Origin of the sequence: Isoptericola sp. NPDC056618, assembly GCF_042792715.1 — a bacterium.
In the GTDB taxonomy this organism is placed as follows: domain Bacteria; phylum Actinomycetota; class Actinomycetes; order Actinomycetales; family Cellulomonadaceae; genus Isoptericola; species Isoptericola nanjingensis.
Window position 1 is genome coordinate 594,255 of record NZ_JBHTVZ010000001.1, and the last position, 19,795, is coordinate 614,049.

General features: G+C 74.5%; 21 protein-coding genes. 8 read left to right on the plus strand and 13 right to left on the minus strand.

What is annotated here, in order from left to right; genetic code table 11:
* Positions 1-2: 2 nt before the first annotated feature.
* Positions 3-425 (plus strand): DUF779 domain-containing protein, encoded by a 423-nt coding sequence (locus ACFQ8T_RS02750; protein ID WP_430545020.1) that lies wholly within the window; start codon positions 3-5, stop codon positions 423-425.
* Position 426: 1 nt separating this feature from the next.
* Here ACFQ8T_RS02750 and ACFQ8T_RS02755 read toward each other — a convergent pair whose 3' ends face one another.
* Positions 427-792, minus strand: coding sequence for a DoxX family protein (locus ACFQ8T_RS02755; RefSeq protein WP_430545021.1), 366 nt, complete (start codon positions 790-792; stop codon positions 427-429).
* Positions 793-930: 138 nt separating this feature from the next.
* On the opposite strand from ACFQ8T_RS02755, the gene ACFQ8T_RS02760 reads away from it, so the two are divergent.
* Positions 931-1,347, plus strand: a complete 417-nt coding sequence (locus tag ACFQ8T_RS02760; protein WP_430545022.1) for a winged helix-turn-helix transcriptional regulator — start codon at positions 931-933, stop codon at positions 1,345-1,347.
* A gap of 18 nt (positions 1,348-1,365) precedes the next feature.
* Here ACFQ8T_RS02760 and ACFQ8T_RS02765 read toward each other — a convergent pair whose 3' ends face one another.
* Positions 1,366-1,731, minus strand: coding sequence for a DoxX family protein (locus ACFQ8T_RS02765; protein WP_430545023.1), 366 nt, complete (start codon positions 1,729-1,731; stop codon positions 1,366-1,368).
* A 172-nt stretch (positions 1,732-1,903) separates the two neighbouring features.
* On the opposite strand from ACFQ8T_RS02765, the gene ACFQ8T_RS02770 reads away from it, so the two are divergent.
* Positions 1,904-2,896: a hypothetical protein gene (locus ACFQ8T_RS02770; RefSeq protein ID WP_429762593.1), complete on the plus strand. Its 993-nt coding sequence runs from the start codon at positions 1,904-1,906 to the stop codon at positions 2,894-2,896.
* A gap of 2 nt (positions 2,897-2,898) precedes the next feature.
* On the opposite strand, the gene ACFQ8T_RS02775 is transcribed toward ACFQ8T_RS02770, so the two are convergent.
* The gene (locus ACFQ8T_RS02775) at positions 2,899-3,378 is read right to left on the minus strand and encodes an HNH endonuclease (protein WP_429762592.1); all 480 of its coding nucleotides are present in this window, start codon (positions 3,376-3,378) and stop codon (positions 2,899-2,901) included.
* 131 nt (positions 3,379-3,509) lie between these two features.
* On the opposite strand from ACFQ8T_RS02775, the gene ACFQ8T_RS02780 reads away from it, so the two are divergent.
* On the plus strand, positions 3,510-4,181 hold the full coding sequence (locus ACFQ8T_RS02780; RefSeq protein WP_430545024.1) for a dihydrofolate reductase family protein: 672 nt from the start codon (positions 3,510-3,512) through the stop codon (positions 4,179-4,181).
* A 2-nt stretch (positions 4,182-4,183) separates the two neighbouring features.
* Here ACFQ8T_RS02780 and ACFQ8T_RS02785 read toward each other — a convergent pair whose 3' ends face one another.
* The 4 genes from ACFQ8T_RS02785 to aceA form a co-directional block, all read right to left on the minus strand.
* Positions 4,184-4,606: a hypothetical protein gene (locus tag ACFQ8T_RS02785; protein ID WP_430545025.1), complete on the minus strand. Its 423-nt coding sequence runs from the start codon at positions 4,604-4,606 to the stop codon at positions 4,184-4,186.
* A 139-nt stretch (positions 4,607-4,745) separates the two neighbouring features.
* On the minus strand, positions 4,746-5,672 hold the full coding sequence (locus ACFQ8T_RS02790) for an ankyrin repeat domain-containing protein (protein WP_430545026.1): 927 nt from the start codon (positions 5,670-5,672) through the stop codon (positions 4,746-4,748).
* 110 nt (positions 5,673-5,782) lie between these two features.
* Positions 5,783-7,534: a malate synthase A gene (gene aceB, locus ACFQ8T_RS02795; RefSeq protein WP_430545027.1), complete on the minus strand. Its 1,752-nt coding sequence runs from the start codon at positions 7,532-7,534 to the stop codon at positions 5,783-5,785.
* A 67-nt stretch (positions 7,535-7,601) separates the two neighbouring features.
* Positions 7,602-8,915, minus strand: coding sequence for an isocitrate lyase (gene aceA, locus ACFQ8T_RS02800; RefSeq protein WP_430545028.1), 1,314 nt, complete (start codon positions 8,913-8,915; stop codon positions 7,602-7,604).
* A 150-nt stretch (positions 8,916-9,065) separates the two neighbouring features.
* Here aceA and ACFQ8T_RS02805 point away from each other — a divergent pair, with 150 nt between their 5' ends.
* The gene (locus ACFQ8T_RS02805; protein ID WP_430545029.1) at positions 9,066-10,577 is read left to right on the plus strand and encodes a helix-turn-helix domain-containing protein; all 1,512 of its coding nucleotides are present in this window, start codon (positions 9,066-9,068) and stop codon (positions 10,575-10,577) included.
* 76 nt (positions 10,578-10,653) lie between these two features.
* On the opposite strand, the gene ACFQ8T_RS02810 is transcribed toward ACFQ8T_RS02805, so the two are convergent.
* Positions 10,654-11,331 carry a TetR/AcrR family transcriptional regulator gene (locus ACFQ8T_RS02810; RefSeq protein WP_430545030.1) on the minus strand — a complete coding sequence of 226 codons (678 nt, stop codon included), beginning with the start codon at positions 11,329-11,331 and terminating at the stop codon, positions 10,654-10,656.
* 131 nt (positions 11,332-11,462) lie between these two features.
* Here ACFQ8T_RS02810 and ACFQ8T_RS02815 point away from each other — a divergent pair, with 131 nt between their 5' ends.
* A complete protein-coding gene (locus tag ACFQ8T_RS02815) occupies positions 11,463-12,851 on the plus strand; it encodes an MFS transporter (protein WP_430545031.1) in 1,389 nt (462 codons plus the stop codon).
* 12 nt (positions 12,852-12,863) lie between these two features.
* Here the strand turns inward: ACFQ8T_RS02815 and ACFQ8T_RS02820 are convergent, their stop codons facing one another.
* Genes ACFQ8T_RS02820 through ACFQ8T_RS02835 form a run of 4 tightly spaced genes read right to left on the minus strand, consistent with a single transcriptional unit; the run spans position 12,864 to position 16,509 of the window.
* A complete protein-coding gene (locus ACFQ8T_RS02820) occupies positions 12,864-13,529 on the minus strand; it encodes a 3-oxoacid CoA-transferase subunit B (protein WP_430545032.1) in 666 nt (221 codons plus the stop codon).
* Between the two features lie 3 nt (positions 13,530-13,532).
* The gene (locus ACFQ8T_RS02825) at positions 13,533-14,351 is read right to left on the minus strand and encodes a CoA transferase subunit A (RefSeq protein WP_430545033.1); all 819 of its coding nucleotides are present in this window, start codon (positions 14,349-14,351) and stop codon (positions 13,533-13,535) included.
* The gene (locus ACFQ8T_RS02830) at positions 14,348-15,127 is read right to left on the minus strand and encodes a 3-hydroxybutyrate dehydrogenase (RefSeq protein WP_430545034.1); all 780 of its coding nucleotides are present in this window, start codon (positions 15,125-15,127) and stop codon (positions 14,348-14,350) included. Before ACFQ8T_RS02830 ends, ACFQ8T_RS02825 begins: the two co-directional genes overlap by 4 nt.
* The gene (locus ACFQ8T_RS02835) at positions 15,124-16,509 is read right to left on the minus strand and encodes an MFS transporter (protein ID WP_430545035.1); all 1,386 of its coding nucleotides are present in this window, start codon (positions 16,507-16,509) and stop codon (positions 15,124-15,126) included. The genes ACFQ8T_RS02830 and ACFQ8T_RS02835 overlap by 4 nt, the downstream gene beginning before the upstream one ends.
* Positions 16,510-16,659: 150 nt before the next feature.
* On the opposite strand from ACFQ8T_RS02835, the gene ACFQ8T_RS02840 reads away from it, so the two are divergent.
* Positions 16,660-17,577, plus strand: a complete 918-nt coding sequence (locus ACFQ8T_RS02840; RefSeq protein WP_430545036.1) for a LysR family transcriptional regulator — start codon at positions 16,660-16,662, stop codon at positions 17,575-17,577.
* 96 nt (positions 17,578-17,673) lie between these two features.
* Positions 17,674-18,441 (plus strand): DedA family protein, encoded by a 768-nt coding sequence (locus ACFQ8T_RS02845; RefSeq protein WP_430545037.1) that lies wholly within the window; start codon positions 17,674-17,676, stop codon positions 18,439-18,441.
* Here the strand turns inward: ACFQ8T_RS02845 and nhaA are convergent.
* A complete protein-coding gene (gene nhaA / locus ACFQ8T_RS02850; RefSeq protein ID WP_430545038.1) occupies positions 18,407-19,783 on the minus strand; it encodes a Na+/H+ antiporter NhaA in 1,377 nt (458 codons plus the stop codon). The genes ACFQ8T_RS02845 and nhaA overlap by 35 nt on opposite strands.
* Positions 19,784-19,795: the final 12 nt, after the last annotated feature.

Sequence of the window (19,795 nt, forward strand, 5' to 3'; positions counted from 1 at the left end):
CGATGACCGACGACACGATCTCCCGTGTCGCCGTGACCGACGCCGCGGCCGGGCTCCTCGCCCGGCTGCGGCGTCAGCACGGCGAGCTGATGTTCCACCAGTCCGGCGGCTGCTGCGACGGGTCCAGCCCGATGTGCTACCCGGACGGCGACTTCCTGCTGGGCGACGCCGACGTGCACCTGGGCGACCTGCGCCTCGTCGACGGGCCGGACGACGCACCCGGCGCGACGGGGGAGGAGTTCACCGTGCCGGTGTGGATGAGCCGCGCCCAGTTCGAGTACTGGCAGCACACGCACCTGACGATCGACGTCGTGCCCGGCCGCGGCGCCGGGTTCAGCGTCGAGGCGCCCGAGGGCGTGCGGTTCCTCATCCGCTCGCGGCTGCTCACCGACGCGGAGTGGGCGGCGCTGCCGGCCCGCGGGTAGCTCAGAGGGCGGCGAACCGGCCGACGGCGACGAACACGGCGAGCGCGAGCAGGACGACGTTCACCGGCACGCTCCTGCCCTCGCCGAGGCGCAGGTGCAGCGGGATCGCGCCGACCTGCGTGACGGCGAGGCCGACGGCGGCGATCGGGGTCAGCACGGGCGCGACGCCCGTGGCCCAGGGCAGGACCACGCCGACGGCGCCGATCACCTCGAGCCAGGCGAGCACCCGCACGGCGGCGAGCCGCTCGGGGGTGACCCAGCGCATCTGCTCCTGGAGCGCGGCCGCGGGCCGCAGGGCCTTCCCGAGCCCGGCCATGAGGAACATGGCGGCGAGCAGGCCGGAGGCGATCCACAGGGCGAGGTTCATGCTGCATCCTTCGGGGGGTCCGGCCGGTGACGACCCGTCTGGTCGGTCACTCTTTGTGCCTGGCAGCATGATGGGTAATCATGGGTGGGCGTACAAAAGGCACACCCGTGTGCCTCAGGCACATCGGACGGAGCGGGGATGGCGACGACGGAGCAGGTCGGGCACGTGCCGGGACGCCCGGTGCTGGGTGCGTCGTGCCACGCCGACGAGGCCACGAGCGAGGTCCGCGCCGTCCTCGACCGCGTGGGCGACAAGTGGAGCACCCTCGTGCTGGGGACGCTCGCGCCCGGCCCCCGGCGGTTCACGGAGCTGCTGCACGGCATCGAGGGCATCTCGCAGCGGATGCTCACGCTCACGCTGCGCCAGCTCGAGCGGGACGGGCTCGTGAGCCGCACGGTGCACGCCGTCGTGCCCCCGCGCGTCGACTACGCGCTCACCGACCTGGGGGCGACGCTCCTGCCGCCGGTCGTCGCGCTGGTGGAGTGGGCGTTCGCTCACACGGACGCCATCCGGGAGCACCGCGAGGCCTACGACGCGGCGCGCGCCGAGGGCTGACGGGCGCCGTCGGCCAGGTCACCAGCCGGCGAACCGTCCGACGGCGACGAACGCGGCGGCCAGCAGCAGGAGCACGTTGACCCACAGCTGCGCGAGCTCGCGGCGGCGCACGTGCACCGCGATCGCCAGCGCCTGCAGCACGACGAGGCAGGTCGCCGCGGTCGGGGTCAGCCATGGCTGGACGTCGGTGGCCAGCGGGAGGATCAGGCCCAGCGCGCCCGCGATCTCCGCCAGGCCGATGAGCCGCACCACGACGACCGGGAAGTCGTCCACCCACCCCATGGCAGTGCGGAGCCGGTCGCGTCGGCGGGTCAGCTTGGCGACGCCCACCGCCAGGTAGAGCGCCGCCAACAGTGCGGCGGCGACCCACAGTCCGATGTTCATCCGTGCCTCCTCGCGGCAGAAGCTCGTCGGCGGGGCGGCGGCGGTGCCTGGGGTCGTGCACGGTGCGGAGCGGCGACGCCGTCGTGCCTGCTGGGAACCTAGCGCGGGGACAGCGTGACCGGAACGACCTCGCCCGTGGTGTCGGAGGGTCGGCGCCCGATATGTTCTCCCGGTGACCCGAGAGACCCTCCCCTCCCTGTCGGCCCTGCCCGCGTGGCTCGTGCCGTCCGTGTACCTCCACTGGTCGGCCGACTGGCTGACGGAGTCCGTCGCGATCGCGACCCGGTCGCCGGAGCACCGGCTGCCGGCCGGTCCGGACGGCCCGCAGCGGGGGGACGTCGTCGTCACCGTGCTCGGCGACGCCGGCGTGGTCGCCGCCGTCGAGCTCATGGGTGCCAGCGACGGCGAGAGCTGGGTGAGCGACGACCTCTTCGGCCCGGACCGCCCGATCGTGTGGGCCGACCTGTTCGAGGGCGCCGACACCTACACGGGCACGTCCGGCTGGCTGCCACCCGAGCACGCGCGGCTCGTGCTCGACGGCGTCGCGGAGCAGTTCCGCGGCGGCCCCGTGCACACGCTGGACCCGGGCGACTGCGGCGCCGGCGCCACCGCGCCCGACGTGCACGCCCTGCGCATCCTGGGCCACCGCGCCGTGACGGGCTGGTCGATGCGCCGCGAGGAGCGCTGCGCCACCTGCGAGCGGTTCGTCGACGTGCACCGCATGCAGGCGCACGACGACGGCGCGGTCCGCCTCGGCACCACGACCGCGGGCGGGCGCACCCTCGAGCAGCTCGTGCGCGATGTGCACCTGCTGTGCGGCCAGTGCCACGACCTGCTGCACGCGCACACCGTGGCGTCGCAGCGCGCGCGGATGCGCCCCCAGTGCCCGGGCTGCGGCGCGCGGGGCAAGACCAAGCGGATCGTGTGGGGCATGACCTTCCAGGACGACGTGATGAACGCCGAGCCGGACGTCGTCTACGGCGGCTTCGAGGTGCCCGTGCCCACGCCCGAGTGGTACTGCACCGAGTGCCACGCGAACTTCGCGAGCAGCGTCATCGCGTCGCGCGCGCTCACGCCGGCGGACCGGGGCGGCGCGAACGCCCTGCCGGCGACCGGGTCGCTCACCGTGGTGCCCGACCTGCCGGAGGACGAGCCCGCGGCCTGAGCTCAGGCCGCGGCCGGCGCGGTGGCGCGCCGTCGCCGGCGCACGAGCCCGTGCTCCGCGGGCGGGACGAAGGGTGCGAGCAGCAGCGGCATGCCGGCCTCCAGCGGGGTGCGGTCGGCCTTGCGCCCGTTGCACGTCTCGCACGCGGCGACGAGGTTGAGCCACGACGAGTCGCCGCCACGGGAGCGCGGGACCACGTGGTCGACCGTCTCCGCGGGTCCGCCGCAGTAGGCGCACGCGCCGTCGCGACGCTTCACGCCGTCCTTCGTGACCGCCGGCCGGCCCGCGCTGCGGTACCGCCAGCGCATCGCGACGTACCGCACCAGGCGCAGCACGCGGGGCATCGGGTAGGGGCCGAAGCGGTGGCCCTCCACCGCCTCCTCGACGACCGCGACCTCGCGGACGAGCATCGTGATGGCGTGCTTGACCGACACGCGGTGCAGGGGCTCGTAGCCCGCGTTGAGCACCAGGACATCGGCCACGGCCCCGCTCCCTCCAGCTCGTCCGACCGGCGGATCCGGTAGCGTGTGTGAATCCGGTCACAGCATGCTGCCGAGGTGAAAGTATGCCGCCGAGGCGCGGAAGTCCAGGGCAAAGGTCGGCCGGGCGGTCGATGACGGAGGATGCCGTGCGGCTGAGCGTCAACATCTTCACCTCGCTCGACGGGGTGGTGCAGGGCCCCGGAGGGCCCGAGGAGGACACCCGCGGCGGCTTCACCGAGGGCGGCTGGTTCGTCCCGTTCACCACGGACCCGGTGTTCGGGGAGGTCGTGGACGGGTGGTTCGCGGAGGTCGACGCCTTCCTGCTCGGCCGCACCACCTACGACATGTTCTGGGCGTCGTGGGGGCAGGTCACCGACCCGGACGACGCCCTCGCCGCGCGCATCGACGCCGGCCCCCGCTACGTCGTCTCCTCGACCCTGCGCGACCCGGAGTGGGCCGGGACGACCGTGATCGACCCCGCCGACGACGCCGACCTGGCCGCCCGGGTGCAGGAGCTCAAGGACGGCCCGGACGGCGAGCTGCAGGTGCACGGCAGCGCGCGCCTCGCGAGCACGCTGCACGACCTGGGGCTCGTGGACGTCTGGCGGCTCGTCGTCGCGCCCGTCGTCGTCGGCTCCGGCGCGCGCCTGTTCGACGACGGCGCCGCGCCGTCCGGGTTCGCCGTCACGCGGTCGCGGATCGGCGAGAGCGGGCTGGTGTTCCTGGACCTCGAGCCGCGGCCGCTGCGGCACGGCACCGCCGACGTCGTCGACGGCAGCCAGTCCGTCCGCGTGGAGGACTGAGCTCACGCGTCGTCCAGCGCCAGCGGCCGCACCTGTCCGCCGGCGGCGACGAAGAACCCGCGCAGCCGCACGTCCTGGGCGTCGGTCTGCTCGCGCAGGTCGCGGTTCCAGGCGCGGTCGTCGGCCGTGAGCGTCGCGTCGCCGGGCCGCTCGAGCACGACGACGGCGCTGCCGCCGGGTGCCTCGTCGTCGACGACGCTGCGCAGCACGGTGCCCAGGCCGACGAGGGCGGCGGGGTCGGGCCGGCGGGGCACGTCGTCGATGGGCAGCGCGAGCCCGAGGAGCCGGTCGTCGGCGTCGAGCCAGGTGACGGTGAGCGTGCGCCGTCGTGGGTGGACGCCTCCCGCCAGGAAATGGGCGAGCTCCAGCAGCTCGGCGTCGTCGGCGACCTCGTCGCCCGGGCGGAACGGGGTGATGGTGTCCATGCGCCGTCACCCTGCCGCACCCGGACGACCGCCCGCCGGGGTTATCCACAGGCCGCCGCGCCCCGTTGCCGAACAGGCGGTTGACACCGTCATCGCGGTCCCACGGGGCCCATCACGGTGTCGACCGCCTGCTCGGCGGTCAGGGGGCGAGCGTCTCGGCCAGCTCCGTGCGGCCCAGGAACTGGGCCCAGCCGGCCGGCGTCGTCCCGAAGCGTGCGTCGACGGCGCTGGGGTCGGCGCCGTGGTCGAGCAGCAGCCGGGCATCGTCCGGGGTGCCGGTGGTCGCCGCGTAGTGCAGCGCCGTGGAGCCGTCGTCGGCCGCGACGGTGACCGGGAAGCCGCGCTCCGCGAGCGACCGCACCGCGTCCCAGCGGCCGAGCCCCGCCAGCTCGACGAGCAGCGTCGGGTGCCGGTCGGGCAGGTCGCCCAGGCCGCCGTCGAGCCGGAGCATCCGCTCGAGGTCGGCCGCGCTGCCCCCGAGCGCCGTCGCGACGACGGGGTCGCGGCGCTCGCGCTGCGCGCGGTAGAGGTCGCGCAGCAGGCAGATCTCGGCGCCGTGCGCCATCGCCTCGCGGTTGAGGTGCACGACGAGCGCGGCGAGCGAGTCGTCCGCGTAGGGCCCGCCGCGAGGCCCGAGCGGCTCGGCGAGCGCGTCGTCGTCGAGCCGCGACAGGTGGTCGCGCCACAGCTCGTACCCCTCGCGCAGCAGGCCGAGGCCGCCGGCGGCGGTCAGCGGCAGCGGCTCCGGCCAGTGCCGCGCGTCGAACATGTCGGCGTCGGCCGGGGCGGTCGTCGGCCCGAAGAGCGCGCGGCCGCGCGTGCCCCAGACGTCGCGGCCCAGGTGCGCGGCACGCCACGCGATCGTCGTCACCGGCGGCACGGGCGGGTCCACCGGCGTCAGCTCGATCCGGACCGTGCCGCCGTCGTCGCGCCGCAGGCTCCACGCCCCGTCGACCGGCTCCCAGAGGTACTCGTCGTCGGTCAGCCCTTGCAGCCGCGGCCACAGGTGCGCGTCCCAGTAGAACTCGACCTGGCCCAGCAGGAGCGTGCGCAGCGTCGTCGCCATCCCCCGATCCTGCCCGAGGCGACGCCGAACAGGCGGTTGACACCGTGATCGGGCCCGACGGGCTGCGATGACGGTGTCAACCGCCTGTTCGGCGACCGACCGGAGGGCGGTCAGCCCGCGAGGTAGCGGGCGTAGGCGCCGGTGGTGAGGAACGGCGGGAACTCCTCGCCGAGGGCCACCTCGCGGAACAGCGCCGCGGCGTCCTCGAAGCGGTCGCCGGCGGACCGCGGGAGGCCGCGCAGGACGTCGCGCAGCACGGCCTCGCAGCGCACGCGGGTGATGGGCAGGCCGTCCTCCGTCGTCGTGCCGGACGCGACCCACTGCCACACCTGCGACCGGGAGATCTCAGCCGTGGCCGCGTCCTCCATGAGGTGGTCGATCGCCGCCGCGCCGGTGCCGCGCAGCCACGACTCGATGTAGCGCAGCCCCACGGACACGTTCGTCCGGAGCCCGGCCGCCGTGACGGTGGCGCCCCCGCGCCGCGCCGAGGCGACGTCGAGCAGCTCGGCCTGGCCCACCTCGACGTCGTCGCGCAGGCGGTCGACCTGGTTCTCGCGCTCGCCGAGCACCTCGTCGAACGCGCCGCGCGCCACCTCGACCAGGTCGGGGTGGGCCACCCAGGTGCCGTCGAAGCCGTCGTGGGCCTCGCGCGTCTTGTCGGCCCACACCTGCTCGACGGCGCGCTCGGTCACCTCGGGGGAGCGGCGGTCGGGGATGAAGGCGCTCATGCCGCCGATGGCGTGCGCCCCGCGCTTGTGGCACGTGGCGACGAGCAGCTCGGTGTACGCCCGCATGAACGGCGCGGTCATCGTGACCTGCCCGCGGTCGGGCAGCACGTACGACGACCCCCGCTTCCGGAAGCACTTGATCACGCTGAACAGGTAGTCCCAGCGGCCGGCGTTGAGGCCGGCGCAGTGGTCGCGCAGCTCGTAGAGGATCTCCTCCATCTCGAACGCGGCGGGCAGCGTCTCGATGAGCACCGTCGCGCGGATCGTGCCCCGCGGGATGCCGAGCGCGTCCTGGGCCGCCTCGAACACCTCGTTCCACAGCCGCGCCTCGCGGTACCCCTCCAGCTTCGGCAGGTAGAAGTACGGTCCGCGCCCGCGGGAGACCAGCTCGTGGGCGTTGTGGAACAGGTACAGGCCGAAGTCGACCAGCGAGCCCGACGCCGGCTGCGTCGACCCGTCGGGGCCGGTGTACGCCAGGTGCGACTCGAACAGGTGCCACCCGCGGGGCCGGAACACGATGGTCGGCAGCTCGGTGAGGTCCGTCGACCGGAGCGCGTACTCCTTGCCCGCCGGGTTGGTGAACGTCAGCGTGCCGCGGATCGCGTCGTGCAGGGCGAGCTGCCCCTCCACGACGTTGCGCCACGTCGGGGACTGCGCGTCCTCGGCGTCGGCCAGCCAGCACCGGGCGCCGGAGTTGAGCGCGTTGATCGTCATCTTCGGGTCCGTCGGGCCCGTGATCTCCACGCGGCGGTCGCTCAGCCCCGGCGCGCCGGCCGCGCCCGCCACCCGCCAGGACGGGTCGTCGCGCACGGGCCGGGTGGCGGGGTGGAAGTCCGGGTCCTCGCCGTCCGCGACGCTCCGCATCCGCCGCTGCCGCTCCAGCAGCAGCGCGGTGCGGTCGTCGGCGAACCGGTCGTGCAGCATCGCCAGGAACGCCAGCGCCTCCGGGGTGAGGATCTCCTCGTCGCGCGCCTCCAGCGGGGCGGTGACGGTGAGGTGCCCCTCCGCGAGCGACGTCCCGCCCCAGACGAACGGGTCGGTCGCCGTGTCGGCGAGCGGCGTGCCGACGGCGGGCGCGACGGCCGGCACGGGAGCGGTGCGCGGGGCGGTGGTCGGGGACGTGAGCGTGGTCATGGCGTGCCTCCGGTCTGTCGGGGCTGGTCGGGCGGAACGGGTGGGGAGGGTCAGAGCTGCGGGGCTCTCAGAACTGCGCGGCCTCGGTGGAGCCCGCGAGCGCGAGGGTGGCGGCGTCGGGGTTGAGCGCCGTCGACACGCGGTCGAAGTAGCCGGTGCCGACCTCGCGCTGGTGCTTGGTCGCGGTGTAGCCGCGCTCCTCGGCGGCGAACTCGGCCTCCTGGAGCCGCACGTAGGCGGACATCTGCTCGCGGGCGTAGCCGTGGGCGAGGTCGAACATCGAGTAGTTGAGGGCGTGGAAGCCGGCCAGGGTGATGAACTGGAAGCGGAATCCCATGGCGCCCAGCTCGCGCTGGAACTTCGCGATCGTGTCGTCGTCCAGGTGCTTCTTCCAGTTGAACGACGGCGAGCAGTTGTACGCCAGCATCTGGTCGGGGAAGTCGGCCTTGACGGCCTCCGCGAACGTCCGCGCGAGCTCGAGGTCCGGGGTGCCGGTCTCCATCCAGATGAGGTCGGCGTACGGGGCGTAGGCCTTGGCCCGCGCGATGCACGGCTCGACGCCGTTGCGCACCTCGTAGAAGCCCTCGCCCGTGCGTCCTCCGGTGAGGAACGGGCGGTCGCGCTCGTCGACGTCGGACGTGATCAGCGTGGCCGCCTCGGCGTCGGTGCGGGCGATGACGACGCTCGGCACGTCGGAGACGTCGGCCGCGAGGCGCGCCGCGTTGAGGGTGCGCACGTGCTGCTGGGTGGGGATGAGCACCTTGCCGCCCAGGTGACCGCACTTCTTCTCGCTGGCGAGCTGGTCCTCCCAGTGCACGCCCGCGGCACCCGACGCGATCATCGACCGCATCAGCTCGTACGCGTTGAGCGGGCCGCCGAAGCCGGCCTCGGCGTCCGCGACGATCGGGGCGAGCCAGTCGCGCGTCGGGGCGCCGTTCTCGGAGACGTCGATCTGGTCGGCGCGCAGCAGCGCGTTGTTGATGCGGCGCACGACGGCGGGCACGGAGTTCGCCGGGTACAGGGACTGGTCGGGGTAGGTCTGGCCTGCGAGATTCGCGTCGCCGGCCACCTGCCAGCCCGAGAGGTAGATGGCCTGGAGCCCGGCCTTCACCTGCTGCACGGCCTGGTTGCCGGTGAGCGCGCCGAGCGCGTTGATGAAGTCCTCCTCGTGCAGCTGGCGCCACAGCCGCTCGGCGCCGCGGCGGGCCAGCGTGAACTCCTCGCCGACCGACCCGCGCAGCGCGACGACGTCCTCCGCGGTGTAGTCACGGCTGATGCCGTCCCAGCGCGGGTCGGCGGCCCACTGCTCGGCGAGCTGCGTGGCCGTCTGGGCCTGGTCGCCGGCGCGGGTGGTGCTGCGGGAGTCGAGGATGGCGGTCATGTCGAGCCTCTTTCGTGTGTCTCGGTCGTCGGTGGCGGTGCCGATGACCACGACCCTCGCGCGCCGCGCCACCCCGCGGCCAGGAATTCTGAGGAGAAATTCCGGGGTTCTTCTCCTGGACGGAAGGTGTGGCACGTGTCACCCTCGAGCATGGCCATCTCGACCGATTCCGCGCCCGGTACCCGGGACGACGCCACGCTGCCGCACGGCATCCCCATCGGCCAGGAGGCGGACGCGCTGACGATCGGCCGCCGCATCCGGCACCTGCGCACCCGCCGCGGCATGACCCTGGAGCAGCTCGGAGAAGCCATCGGACGTGCGCCGTCGCAGGTCTCCATGCTCGAGAACGGCAAGCGCGAACCCACGATCGCGCGCCTGCAGGCCGTGGCCCGCGCCCTCGGCGCCACGGTCGAGGACCTGCTCTCCGCCGAGCCGCCGTCGCACCGCGACGCCCTGGAGATCGAGCTGGAGCGCGTGCAAAGGGGCTCGCTCTTCTCCGCGCTGGGCGTGCGTCCTGTGAAGGTGGGCAAGTCCCTCCCGTCGGACGCGCTCGAGGCGATCGTCGGTCTGCAGCGCGAGCTGGAGCGGCTGCACTCCGAGCGCGCGCTGACCCCCGAGGAGGCGCGCCGGGCCAACACCGAGCTGCGCGCGGACATGCGCGCGCAGGACAACTACTTCCCCGACCTGGAGATCGTCGCGCGCGGGCTGCTCGACGACGTCGGGCACGGGCGGGGACCGCTGCCGCAGCGCGCGGTGGGGGAGCTGGCCGCCCACCTGGGCTTCTCGATCCACTACGAGCCGGACCTGCCGCAGTCCACGCGCGCGGTGATCGACCAGCTCCACCGCCGGGTCTACCTGCCGAGCAACGGGATCCGCGGCAGGTCCGAGGCGCGCTCGGCGGTGCTCCAAGCCCTCGCCTCGCACGTGCTGGAGCACGCCGAGCCGCGCGACTACCGCGAGTTCCTGCGCCAGCGCGTCGAGGCCAACTACCTGTGCGCGGCGCTCCTGGTGCCCGAGCGGGAGGCGGTCAAGCAGCTCCGCGAGGCGAAGGAGCGGCGGTCGATCTCGCTGGAGGACCTGCGCGACGCGTTCGCCGTCTCCTACGAGACGGTGGCCCACCGCTTCACGAACCTGGCGACCCGGCACCTGGGCATCCCGGTGCACTTCATGAAGGTTCACGAGTCGGGGGCGATCCACAAGGCGTACGAGAACGACGGCGTGCGGTTCCCCGCCGACCCGCTGGGCACCGTGGAGGGGCAGCACGTGTGCCGCCACTGGACCGCCCGCGTGGTGTTCGGCATCGCCGACCGGCTCAGCCCGTACTACCAGTACACGGACACCCCGACGGGTACCTACTGGTGCACGTCCCGCGTGCAGGACACGCCCGACGGGCGGTTCTCCGTGAGCGTCGGCGTGCCGTACGCGCAGGTCAAGTGGTTCCTGGGCCGGGAGACGACGGCGCGCAGCACGTCGCGCTGCCCCGACGAGAGCTGCTGCCGGAGGCCGGCCGAGCCGCTCGCCCGCCGCTGGGTCGGGCACGCGTTCCCGAGCGCCCGCCCGCACGCGTCCATGCTCGCGGCGATGCCGTCCGGCGCGTTCCCGGGCGTCGACACCACCGAGGTCTACGAGTTCCTGGAGCGGCACGCGCCGCTCGCCGACTGACGCCGAGCAGGCGGTTGCGCACGTTCTCAGCGGTCATTCGGCGCCTCACCGCCTGCTCGGCGGGAGGGGGGACTGCTCAGTCGTGCCAGGCGCCGACCCACTCGTCCCAGCTCGGGCCGTCGCCGAGCCCGACGTCGTCGCGTGCCCCCGCCCGCAGGCCGGCCAGGACGAGCCGGAGGTAGCGCAGGTGCAGGGCGTCCGCCTCGGCGCGAGGAAAGGGGAGCGTCGGGCGCAGGTGCAGCAGCAGCTGCATGACGTCGGCGGTGGTGAAGCCGGCAGGCAGCAGGTCCGCGGCGCGGTCGTAGGCGACCAGGCGCTCGAGCCCCACGCGCAGGTCGCGCGTCGCGGCGGCCAGGTCGTCGGGGAGCGGCCCGCCGTTTCCCGGGGGGCGCAGCAACGGCCCGGTGGCCTCGGTGATCTGCCGCGCGAGGAAGGTGCCGACCGCGCCGTCCTCGGGCACGGGTCCGGACCCGAACCGGTCGGCGACCTCGGCCGCCAGGCGTGCCGCCTCGCGCACGGCCTGCACGTGCAGCGCCTCGACGAGCGCCTCCTTGGTCGGGTAGCGGCGGTACACCGAACCCACACCGACGCCGGCGTGCCGGGCGACGTCGGCCATCGACGCGCCGTGGCCCTGCGCCGCGAAGACCTCGCGCGCGGCGGCGAGCACGGCGGTGTCGTTGGCGCGCGCCTCCCGCTTCCGGCCGGGCAGCGGAGGGTCGGCGCGCTCGTCGGACGGCTCGGCGGGGGAGGGCATGGGCACACGGTAGCCCGCGGCGCGATGCTAGGGTGAATCGGAACGAGCATTCCGTTCCGTTTGATGTGCCGTCCCCCTCGGCCCCGCGCGACGAGGCGCAGCCACCCTCACCACAGAGAGCGAGCCCACCCGTGCCTCCGACCGACAGCACCGCCGTCCGCAGCCCCGGGCGCGTGATCTTCGCGCTGAGCGCCGCCGTGCTGGCGTTCTCGCTGATGCAGACGCTCGTCGTGCCCGCCCTGCCGACGCTGGGCCGGGAGCTCGGCGCCACCGCCCAGGGGACCGGCTGGATCCTCACGGCGTTCCTGCTCGCCGGGGCGGTCTTCGCGCCCGTCGTCGGCAACCTCGGCGACCGGTTCGGCCACCGACGCGTGCTGCTCGGCACCATCGTCGTGTTCGCGGCGGCGACGCTCCTGGCAGCCGCCGCACCGACGCTCGGCGTGCTGCTCGTGGCCCGCGTGGTGCAGGGCGTGAGCACCGCGACGTTCCCGCTCGCCCTGGCGATCGCGCGGTCCGCGCTGGCGGGCCCGCGGCTCGCGGCCGCGTTCGGCTGGATCCCCGGCATGATCGGCCTCGGTGCGGGCGCGGCGCTCGTGGTGGGCGGCCTGGTCGTCGACGCCCTGGGCTGGCGCTGGCTGTTCGTCCTCGGCGCCGTGCTGATCCTCGGCTCGGGCGCGCTGGTCGCCGCGTGGGTGCCGCGCGGGGGCGCGCCCGCCGTGCAGCGCCGGACGGACTGGCCCGGCATCGCGCTCCTCGCGGGCGGCCTCGTGGGCGTGCTGCTCGCCGTCTCGCAGGGCGGCTCGTGGGGCTGGACCTCGGCGCGGACGGTCGTCGTCGGCGTGGCCGGACTCGTGCTGCTCGCCGTGCTCGTCCTCGTCGAGCGGCGCACGGAGGCGCCCGTGGTCGACGTGCGCACCTTCCGCCACGGGCCGATCGTGCTCGTCAGCCTGCTGACGGTGGCCGTGGGCTTCGTGCCCTACGTCTGCTACGTCGCCCTGCCGCTGCTCATGCAGGCGCCCGCCGGCACCGGGTACGGCCACGGGATGACCGTGACCGTCTCCGGCCTGGCGATGCTCCCCAGCGCCGTCCTCGTCTTCCTCGGCGGGCGCGCGACACCGGCGCTCGTGCGCCGGGTCGGCCCGGGCGGCACGGGGGCCGTCGCGGCGGCCGTGATGCTCCTCGGCGCGGTGGGGCTCGCGTTGTGGCCGGCGACGCCGTGGGCGGTCGTGGTGGCCTTCTCCGTGCTCGGCCTCGGCAACGGGATCGGGTACGCGATCTGCGCCCAGCTCGTCGTCTCCTGGTCGCCACCCACCGAGACCGGCGCGGCGACCGGGCTGAACAGCGTGGTGCGGACCGTCGGCTCGGCGGCGGCGGCGCCCGTCGTCACCGCCCTCCTCGCGGCCGGCACGGCCGACCCCGCCGGCGCCTACTCCGCCGCGTTCTGGGTCGCGGCGGCGGCAAGCGTCGTCGGCGTGCTGGTCGCCCTCGTGCTGGTGGCGCGCTCCCGACGGGCCGCCTGAGGTCACCCGGCGTCACGCGACGGCCCTGTCGGCGCCCCGGCGGTCGAGGTCGACGACGACGGGCGCGCCGGTGGCCGCGACCACGTCGTCGACGGCGACGCCCGGTGCCAGCTCGCGGAGCACGAAGCCGTCGGGCGCGACGTCGAGCACCGCGAGATCGGTGATGACGCGGTGCACCACGCCCCGCCCCGTGAGGGGGAGCGTGCACTCCGGCAGGAGCTTGGGGGACCCGTCCCTGGCGGTGTGCTCCATGAGCACGATCACGCGCCGCGCGCCGTGCACCAGGTCCATCGCGCCGCCGGGCCCCTTGACCATCTTGCCGGGGATCATCCAGTTGGCGAGGTCGCCGGCGGCGCTGACCTGCATGCCGCCGAGGACCGCCGCGTCGATCTTGCCCCCGCGGATCATGCCGAAGCTGGTCGCCGAGTCGAACACGGAGGCGCCGGGCAGCAACGTGACCGTCTCCTTGCCGGCGTTGATCAGGTCGGGGTCCACGTCGGCGTCGAAGGGATAGGGGCCGACGCCGAGCAGGCCGTTCTCGGACTGGAGCACGAGGTGACGGCCGGCGGGCACGTGGTTCGGCACGAGCGTCGGCAGCCCGATGCCCAGGTTCACGTACCAGCCGTCGGCCAGCTCCGCCGCGGCGCGCGCGGCCATCTCGTCGCGGGTGAGCGGCACGGGTCAGCCCTCCTTCGTCGTCGTGGTCGTCGTCGGCGTCGGGGTGGCGGCCGTCGGCGTCGTGGTGCGCTTCTCGATCCGCTTCTCGCCCCCGGGCACGTGCACCACGCGGTGCACGAAGACGCCGGGCAGGTGCACGTCGTCCGGGTCGATCTCGCCGGGCTCGACGAGCTCCTCGACCTGGGCGACGCACACGCGGCCCGCCATCGCCGCCAGCGGCGAGAAGTTCCGGGCGGAGCGGTGGAAGACGAGGTTGCCGTGCCGGTCGCCCCGCGCGGCGTGCACGAGGGCGTAGTCGGTCGTGATCGCCTCCTCGAGCACGAAGTCGGCGCTCGTGCCGTCCGCGGCCGTGAAGGCGCGGACCTCCTTGCGCGACGAGGCGACGGCGACGCCGCCGGCGCCGTCGTACCGCTGCGGCAGGCCGCCGTCGGCCACCTGCGTGCCGACGCCGGTGCGCGTCCAGAACGCCGCGATCCCGGAACCGCCCGCGCGCAGCTGCTCCGCGAGCGTGCCCTGCGGCGTGAGGACCAGCTCGAGCTCCCCGGCCAGGAACTGCCGCTCGAACTCCTTGTTCTCGCCCACGTACGAGCTGGTCATCCGGCGGATGCGCCCGGCGCCCAGCAGCAGGCCCAGGCCCCAGTCGTCGACGCCGCAGTTGTTGCTCACCACGGACAGGCCCGTGGTGCCGCGGGCGAGGAGCGCCTCGATCAGCGCGACCGGGTTGCCGGACAGGCCGAAGCCGCCGACGGCGAGCGAGGCGCCGTCGGGGACGTCGGCGACGGCCTCGGCCGCCGTCGCGACGGTCTTGTCGAGACCGGTCATCGTGCGCTCCATCCGCCGTCGATCGTCCACGAGGCGCCGGTGACCATCGAGGCGTCCGGCCCGGTGAGCCAGCCGACCAGCGACGCGACCTCCGAGGGCTCGACGAGCCGCTTCACCGCGTGCTCGGCGAGCATCACCTCGGTCAGGACGTCCGCCTCGGGGATGCCGTGCACGCCGGCCTGGTCGGTGACCTGCTTCTCGACGAGCGGCGTGCGCACGTAGCCCGGGTTCACGCAGACGCTGGTGACCCCGTGCGGCCCGCCCTCGAGCGCGACCGTCTTGGACAGCCCTTCGAGCCCGTGCTTCGCGGACACGTACGCCGACTTGAACGGCGACGCGACGAGCCCGTGCACGGACGAGACGTTGACGACCCGCCCCCAGCCGCGGGCGTACATGCGGGGCAGCGCCGCCCGCACCAGCAGGAACGGCGCCTCGAGCATGAGGCGGTGGACGAGCCGGAAGTCGTCGGGCGCGAAGTCCTCGACCGGGCTGACCCGTTGGACGCCGGCGTTGTTCACCAGGACGTCGACGTCGAGGCGCAGGTCGTCGAGGGCACGGGTGTCGGCGAGGTCCACGACCCACGCCTCGCCGCCGAGCTCGTCGGCGAGACGCTTCGCGCCGTCGGGCTCCACGTCCGCGACGACCACGTGGGCGCCGCGCGCGGCCAGCTCCCGCGCGCAGGCCGCGCCGATGCCGGACGCGCCGCCGGTGACCAGGGCCCGGCGCCCGGCGAGCGTGGGCCCGCCGGGCGCCGGGCGGGCGGTGCCGCCCGTCATGCGACCGCCCCGGCGGTGGCGCGGTCGCGGGCGTCGAGGTCGCGCAGGGAGATGCCGCGGGTCTCGCGCATGCTCAGCACGGCCACGGTCGTGATCGCGCCGGCCACCAGCAGGTACACGGCGGTGGGCCACCACGAGCCGGTGGTCTTGAGCCAGGTCGTGGCGAGGATCGGGGCCAGCGAGCCCGCCACGATCGACGTCACCTGGTACGAGATGGAGACGCCCGAGTACCGCATCCGGGTCGGGAACATCTCGGCCATGATGGCCGGCTGCCCGGCGTACATGAGGGCGTGGAACAGCAGGCCCACCATGATGACGACCAGCGCCACGACCGTGCTCCTCGTGCCGAACGCGGGGAACGCCCACAGGCCCCAGGTGCCGCCGAGGACCGCCCCCGCGAGGTACACCGGCTTGCGCCCGAGTCGGTCGGCCAGGCGCCCGACCCAGAGGATCACCCCGAAGTGGAACGCGTGCGCGATCGCGATGACGCCGAGGATCGACGCCGTGTCCATGCCCAGCCCGGTGCCGAGGTAGACGATCGAGAAGCTCACCACCAGGTAGTACATGATGTTCTCCGCGAACCGCAGGCCCATGCCGGTGAGCACGCCGCGCGGGTACCGCCGGACGACGTCGCGGACGCCGTAGCCCGACGTCTTGCCCTCCTCGAGCTCGGCCTTCGCCTCCTCGAAGATCGGCGCGTCCGTGATGGTCGTGCGGATCCAGTAGCCGACGAGCACGACGACGGCCGACAGCCAGAAGGCGACGCGCCAGCCCCACGAGAGGAACGCGGCGTCGGACAGCGTGGTGGACATGATCCAGAGCACGGCGGTGGCGAGCAGGTTGCCCACCGGGACGGCGGCCTGCGGCCACGCGGCCCACCGGGCGCGGCTGCTGTCCGGCGCGTGCTCCGCCACGAGCAGGACCGCGCCGCCCCACTCGCCGCCCAGCGCGATGCCCTGCACGAAGCGCAGCAGCACGAGGAGCGCCGGCGCGGCGAGGCCGATCGCGTCGTAGCTCGGCAGGCAGCCCATGAGCACGGTCGCGGCGCCGATCATCATGATCGTCACCTGCAGGGTGTGCTTGCGGCCCAGCTTGTCGCCGAGGTGACCGAAGATCACGCCGCCCAGGGGGCGGGCGAGGAAGCCGATCGCGTACGTGACGAAGGCGGCGATGATGCCGTCGTACTCGTTGCCCATGGCGGGCATCAGCACCTTGTCGAAGACGAGCGCCGCCGCGGTCGCGTAGAGGAAGAAGTCGTACCACTCGACGACCGTGCCGGCCATCGAGGCGGACACGATCCTGGTGAGCAGCGAACGGTCGCTGCCGCCGTCGCCCGTGCCGTGCGTCGCGCCGTCCGGCGCCGTGTTCTGGCCCGCGGCCATGGTTCCTCCGTGTCGTCGTTGACACCGTGGCGTCGTCGCCACCTGACGCCGAGGATGCTGCCGGGCGGACGGCTGTGCGCGCAACGACCAACCGAGCACGCGCGGTGTGCACGGGTGCAGATCGGGTGCGGCGGGCAGTAGGGTGCCGGCGTGCCGACGACGCCGCCCTCGCCCGACCAGCTCCTCGTGCTGCTCGAGGTCGCCCGCACCGGTCGGTACACGACCGCGGCCGAGGTGCTCGGCGTCAACCACACGACCGTCGCGCGCAACGTGGCCGCGCTCGAGCGCGCGCTCGGCGGCCGGGTCCTGGTGCGCGGCGCCGACGGCTGGGAGCTCACCGGGCTGGGGGAGCGCGCGGCCCGAGCCGCCGAGGCCGTCGCGGCGGCGGTCGCCGGCCTGGCCGCCCCGGACGGCGAGCCGGACCCGGTCACGGGGGTCGTGCGGATGACGGCGACCGACGGGTTCAGCGCCTACGTCGCGTCGCCGGCCGTGGCCGCGCTCCGGAGCCGCCACCCGGAGCTGTCCGTCGAGCTGGTCACCGTCACCCGGCACGCCACGCAGCACCGCTCCGGGGTCGACGTGGAGGTCGTGGTCGGCGAGCCCCAGGTGGGCCGCGCCAAGGCGGTGCGGCTCGGCGACTACGAGCTCGGCATGTACGCCTCGCGGGACTACCTCGCCCGCCGCGGCGCACCGGCGACGGCCGCGGACCTGGCGGGCCACGGTCTGGTCTACTTCGTGAACTCGATGCTCCAGGTGGACGCCCTCGACGCCCCGCGGCGGCTGGTGCCGGGGATGCGCGACGCGCTCACGTCGACCAACGTCTTCGTGCACGTCGAGGCCACCCGGGCGGGCGCGGGCGTCGGGTTCCTGCCGTGCTTCATGGCCGACCGGCACCCTGACCTGGTGCGGCTGCTCCCGGGCGAGGTGCGCGACCGGCTGCCCTACTGGGCCGTCGTGCACCCGGAGTCCTGGCGCCGGCCCGCCGTCGCCGCGCTGCTGGGGGCGCTGCGCGACCAGGTGGAGCGCAGCCGCGACCTGCTGCTCGGCCGCCCGGCACGCGACGCCTGACCCCGGGGCGACCGGGGCACCTCAGGGTTCCCCCAGGGTCGAACCGGGGGCACACCCCATGGTGGCGGGCGGCCCCGACGCCGGAGGGTGGGAGGCATGATCGAGGCGATCGCCACGGGGGTGGCCCAGTTCTGGGGACAGCTGGAGAGCACGCTGTTCGCGCTCGTGTCCTCCGCCTGGGCGTTCCCCGCCCTGTTCGGGGCGACCGCGGCCGACGGCTTCTTCCCGCCCGTGCCCGGCGAGACCGTGATCATCATGATGGCGGTGGGCGCCGAGACCGGGCAGGCCGTGAACCTCGCGCTCGTGATCCTCGTCGCGGCCCTCGGCGCCTGGTGCGGCGACCAGATCGCCTACGCTCTCGGCCGCGCGCTCGGCACGTCCCGGGTCCCTTTCCTGCGCGGCCCGCGCGGTCAGCGTGCCGTGGCCTGGGCGGCGCGCTCCTTCGAGCGGCGCGGCGCGTCCGTCGTCCTCGGCGCGAGGTTCGTGCCCGTGGGGCGGATGGCGGTCAACGTCACCGCGGGCGCGGTCGGGTTCTCGCGGCGCCGCTTCATGGGGCTGTCGGCCGTCGCGTCCCTCGCGTGGGCGACGTGGTCCGTGCTCCTCGGGGTGGTGGCCGCCCAGCCGTTGGGCGACCACCCGCTGCTCGCCGTCGCCGTCGGGATCGTCGTGGGCACGGTGCTCGGGTTTGTCGTCGACCGGGCCCTCACGGCCTGGGCCGCCCGCGGACGCCGCGTCGCTCCGGCGGCGCGGACGGCCGCGGTGGCGCGGCGGGAGCCGGCGCTCGCGGCGGGCACGGCCCCGCGGATCCCCGCCCGCGGGGCTGCCGCCCTCAGTGCTCCTTGCGGTCCTTCTCGTCCCCGATGAAGTCGGCGACGGCGTCGTCGACGCCGTCGAGGTTCATGTCGGACGTGCGGGCGCGCCGGGCGTCCCAGCGCAGGGTGAGGGCGCCGAGCACGGCGGCGATCACCGACCCCAGCAGGATGGCGGCCTTCGCGCCCTCCGTGTGCTCCGACGCGTGGCCGAACGACAGCTCGGACACGAGCAGCGCGACGGTGAACCCGATGCCGGCGAGGAAGCCGACGGGGAGCAGGTCGCGCACGCCGATGCCCTGCGCGAGCCGGAGCGGGGTGAGCCGTGTGACCAGCGCGGTCGTGCCCAGCACGCCGATGAGCTTGCCCACCACGAGCCCGATCGTGATGGCCGGGACCACGGGCTGCCCGAGGATCTCGGTGACGCCGCCGCCGTCGACCAGGTCGACGCCGGCCGCGAAGAACGCGAAGACCGGGAGCGCGACGCCCTGCGACCAGGGCTTGACCGCCCGCTCGTAGCGGTGCGTGCGCGGGGCGGCCTCGCCGTAGGCGGGCCGGGCCGCGACGGTGAAGCCCATGAGCACGCCCGCCACCGTCGCGTGCACGCCGGAGGCGTGCATGAACGCCCAGGCCACGGCGAAGAGGGGCACCAGCATCCACCAGTACGGGCGGCGGGAGCGCACGACCAGGCCGAACACCACGATCACGACGAGCGACGCAGCGAGGTAGCCGAAGTCCAGGGACGACGTGTAGAAGACGGCGATGACGATGATCGCGAGCAGGTCGTCGACCACCGCGAGGGTGAGCAGGAACGTCCGCACCGCGGCGGGCAGCCCCTTGCCGAACACGGCCAGCACGCCGAGCGCGAAGGCGATGTCGGTGGCGGTGGGGATGGCCCACCCCTGGAGGGCGCCGGGCTCGCCCAGCGCGACGACGATCACCGCGTAGAGGATCGCGGGCACCGCCATGCCCCCGACGGCGGCCAGCATCGGCACGCCCGCCTCCTTCGGGCTGCGGAGGCTGCCGGCCACGAACTCGTGCTTGAGCTCCACGCCGACGACGAAGAAGAAGATCGCGAGCAGGCCGTCGGCCGCCCACTCCGCGACCGTGAGGTCGAGGTGCACGGACAGCGGGCCCAGCCGGTCGAAGCCGAGCACCGCCTCGGACAGCGCGAAGTACGACTCGCGCCACGGGGCGTTCGCGCAGATCAGCGCGAGGACGGCGGCGCCGATGAGGAGCGCCCCGCCCGTGGTCTCGCGCGAGGCGAAGCGGCGCAGGCGGGTGCCGATGGGCTGGGTGGCGGTCTCGGAGGTCAGGGTGGTGCTCCCGTCCGGTCGTGGGGTCGATGGTCCTACCGGCGTCGCAGCCGGTGCCACCGACCAGACTTCCCGGCTCACCGCGGGCCAGCC

Excerpts from the sequence above, each read along its gene's own strand:
- ACFQ8T_RS02835 (WP_430545035.1), bottom strand. The coding sequence starts at position 16,509 with ATGGCCGCGGGCCAGAACACGGCGCCGGACGGCGCGACGCACGGCACG.
- ACFQ8T_RS02825 (WP_430545033.1), bottom strand. The coding sequence starts at position 14,351 with ATGACCGGTCTCGACAAGACCGTCGCGACGGCGGCCGAGGCCGTCGCC.
- ACFQ8T_RS02805 (WP_430545029.1), top strand. The coding sequence starts at position 9,066 with ATGGCCATCTCGACCGATTCCGCGCCCGGTACCCGGGACGACGCCACG.
- ACFQ8T_RS02780 (WP_430545024.1), top strand. The coding sequence starts at position 3,510 with ATGACGGAGGATGCCGTGCGGCTGAGCGTCAACATCTTCACCTCGCTC.
- aceA (WP_430545028.1), bottom strand. The coding sequence starts at position 8,915 with ATGACCGCCATCCTCGACTCCCGCAGCACCACCCGCGCCGGCGACCAG.
- aceB (WP_430545027.1), bottom strand. The coding sequence starts at position 7,534 with ATGACCACGCTCACGTCCCCGACCACCGCCCCGCGCACCGCTCCCGTG.
- ACFQ8T_RS02760 (WP_430545022.1), top strand. The coding sequence starts at position 931 with ATGGCGACGACGGAGCAGGTCGGGCACGTGCCGGGACGCCCGGTGCTG.
- ACFQ8T_RS02765 (WP_430545023.1), bottom strand. The coding sequence starts at position 1,731 with ATGAACATCGGACTGTGGGTCGCCGCCGCACTGTTGGCGGCGCTCTAC.
- ACFQ8T_RS02785 (WP_430545025.1), bottom strand. The coding sequence starts at position 4,606 with ATGGACACCATCACCCCGTTCCGCCCGGGCGACGAGGTCGCCGACGAC.
- ACFQ8T_RS02830 (WP_430545034.1), bottom strand. The coding sequence starts at position 15,127 with ATGACGGGCGGCACCGCCCGCCCGGCGCCCGGCGGGCCCACGCTCGCC.
- ACFQ8T_RS02810 (WP_430545030.1), bottom strand. The coding sequence starts at position 11,331 with ATGCCCTCCCCCGCCGAGCCGTCCGACGAGCGCGCCGACCCTCCGCTG.
- ACFQ8T_RS02750 (WP_430545020.1), top strand. The coding sequence starts at position 3 with ATGACCGACGACACGATCTCCCGTGTCGCCGTGACCGACGCCGCGGCC.
- ACFQ8T_RS02790 (WP_430545026.1), bottom strand. The coding sequence starts at position 5,672 with ATGGCGACGACGCTGCGCACGCTCCTGCTGGGCCAGGTCGAGTTCTAC.
- ACFQ8T_RS02845 (WP_430545037.1), top strand. The coding sequence starts at position 17,674 with ATGATCGAGGCGATCGCCACGGGGGTGGCCCAGTTCTGGGGACAGCTG.
- ACFQ8T_RS02755 (WP_430545021.1), bottom strand. The coding sequence starts at position 792 with ATGAACCTCGCCCTGTGGATCGCCTCCGGCCTGCTCGCCGCCATGTTC.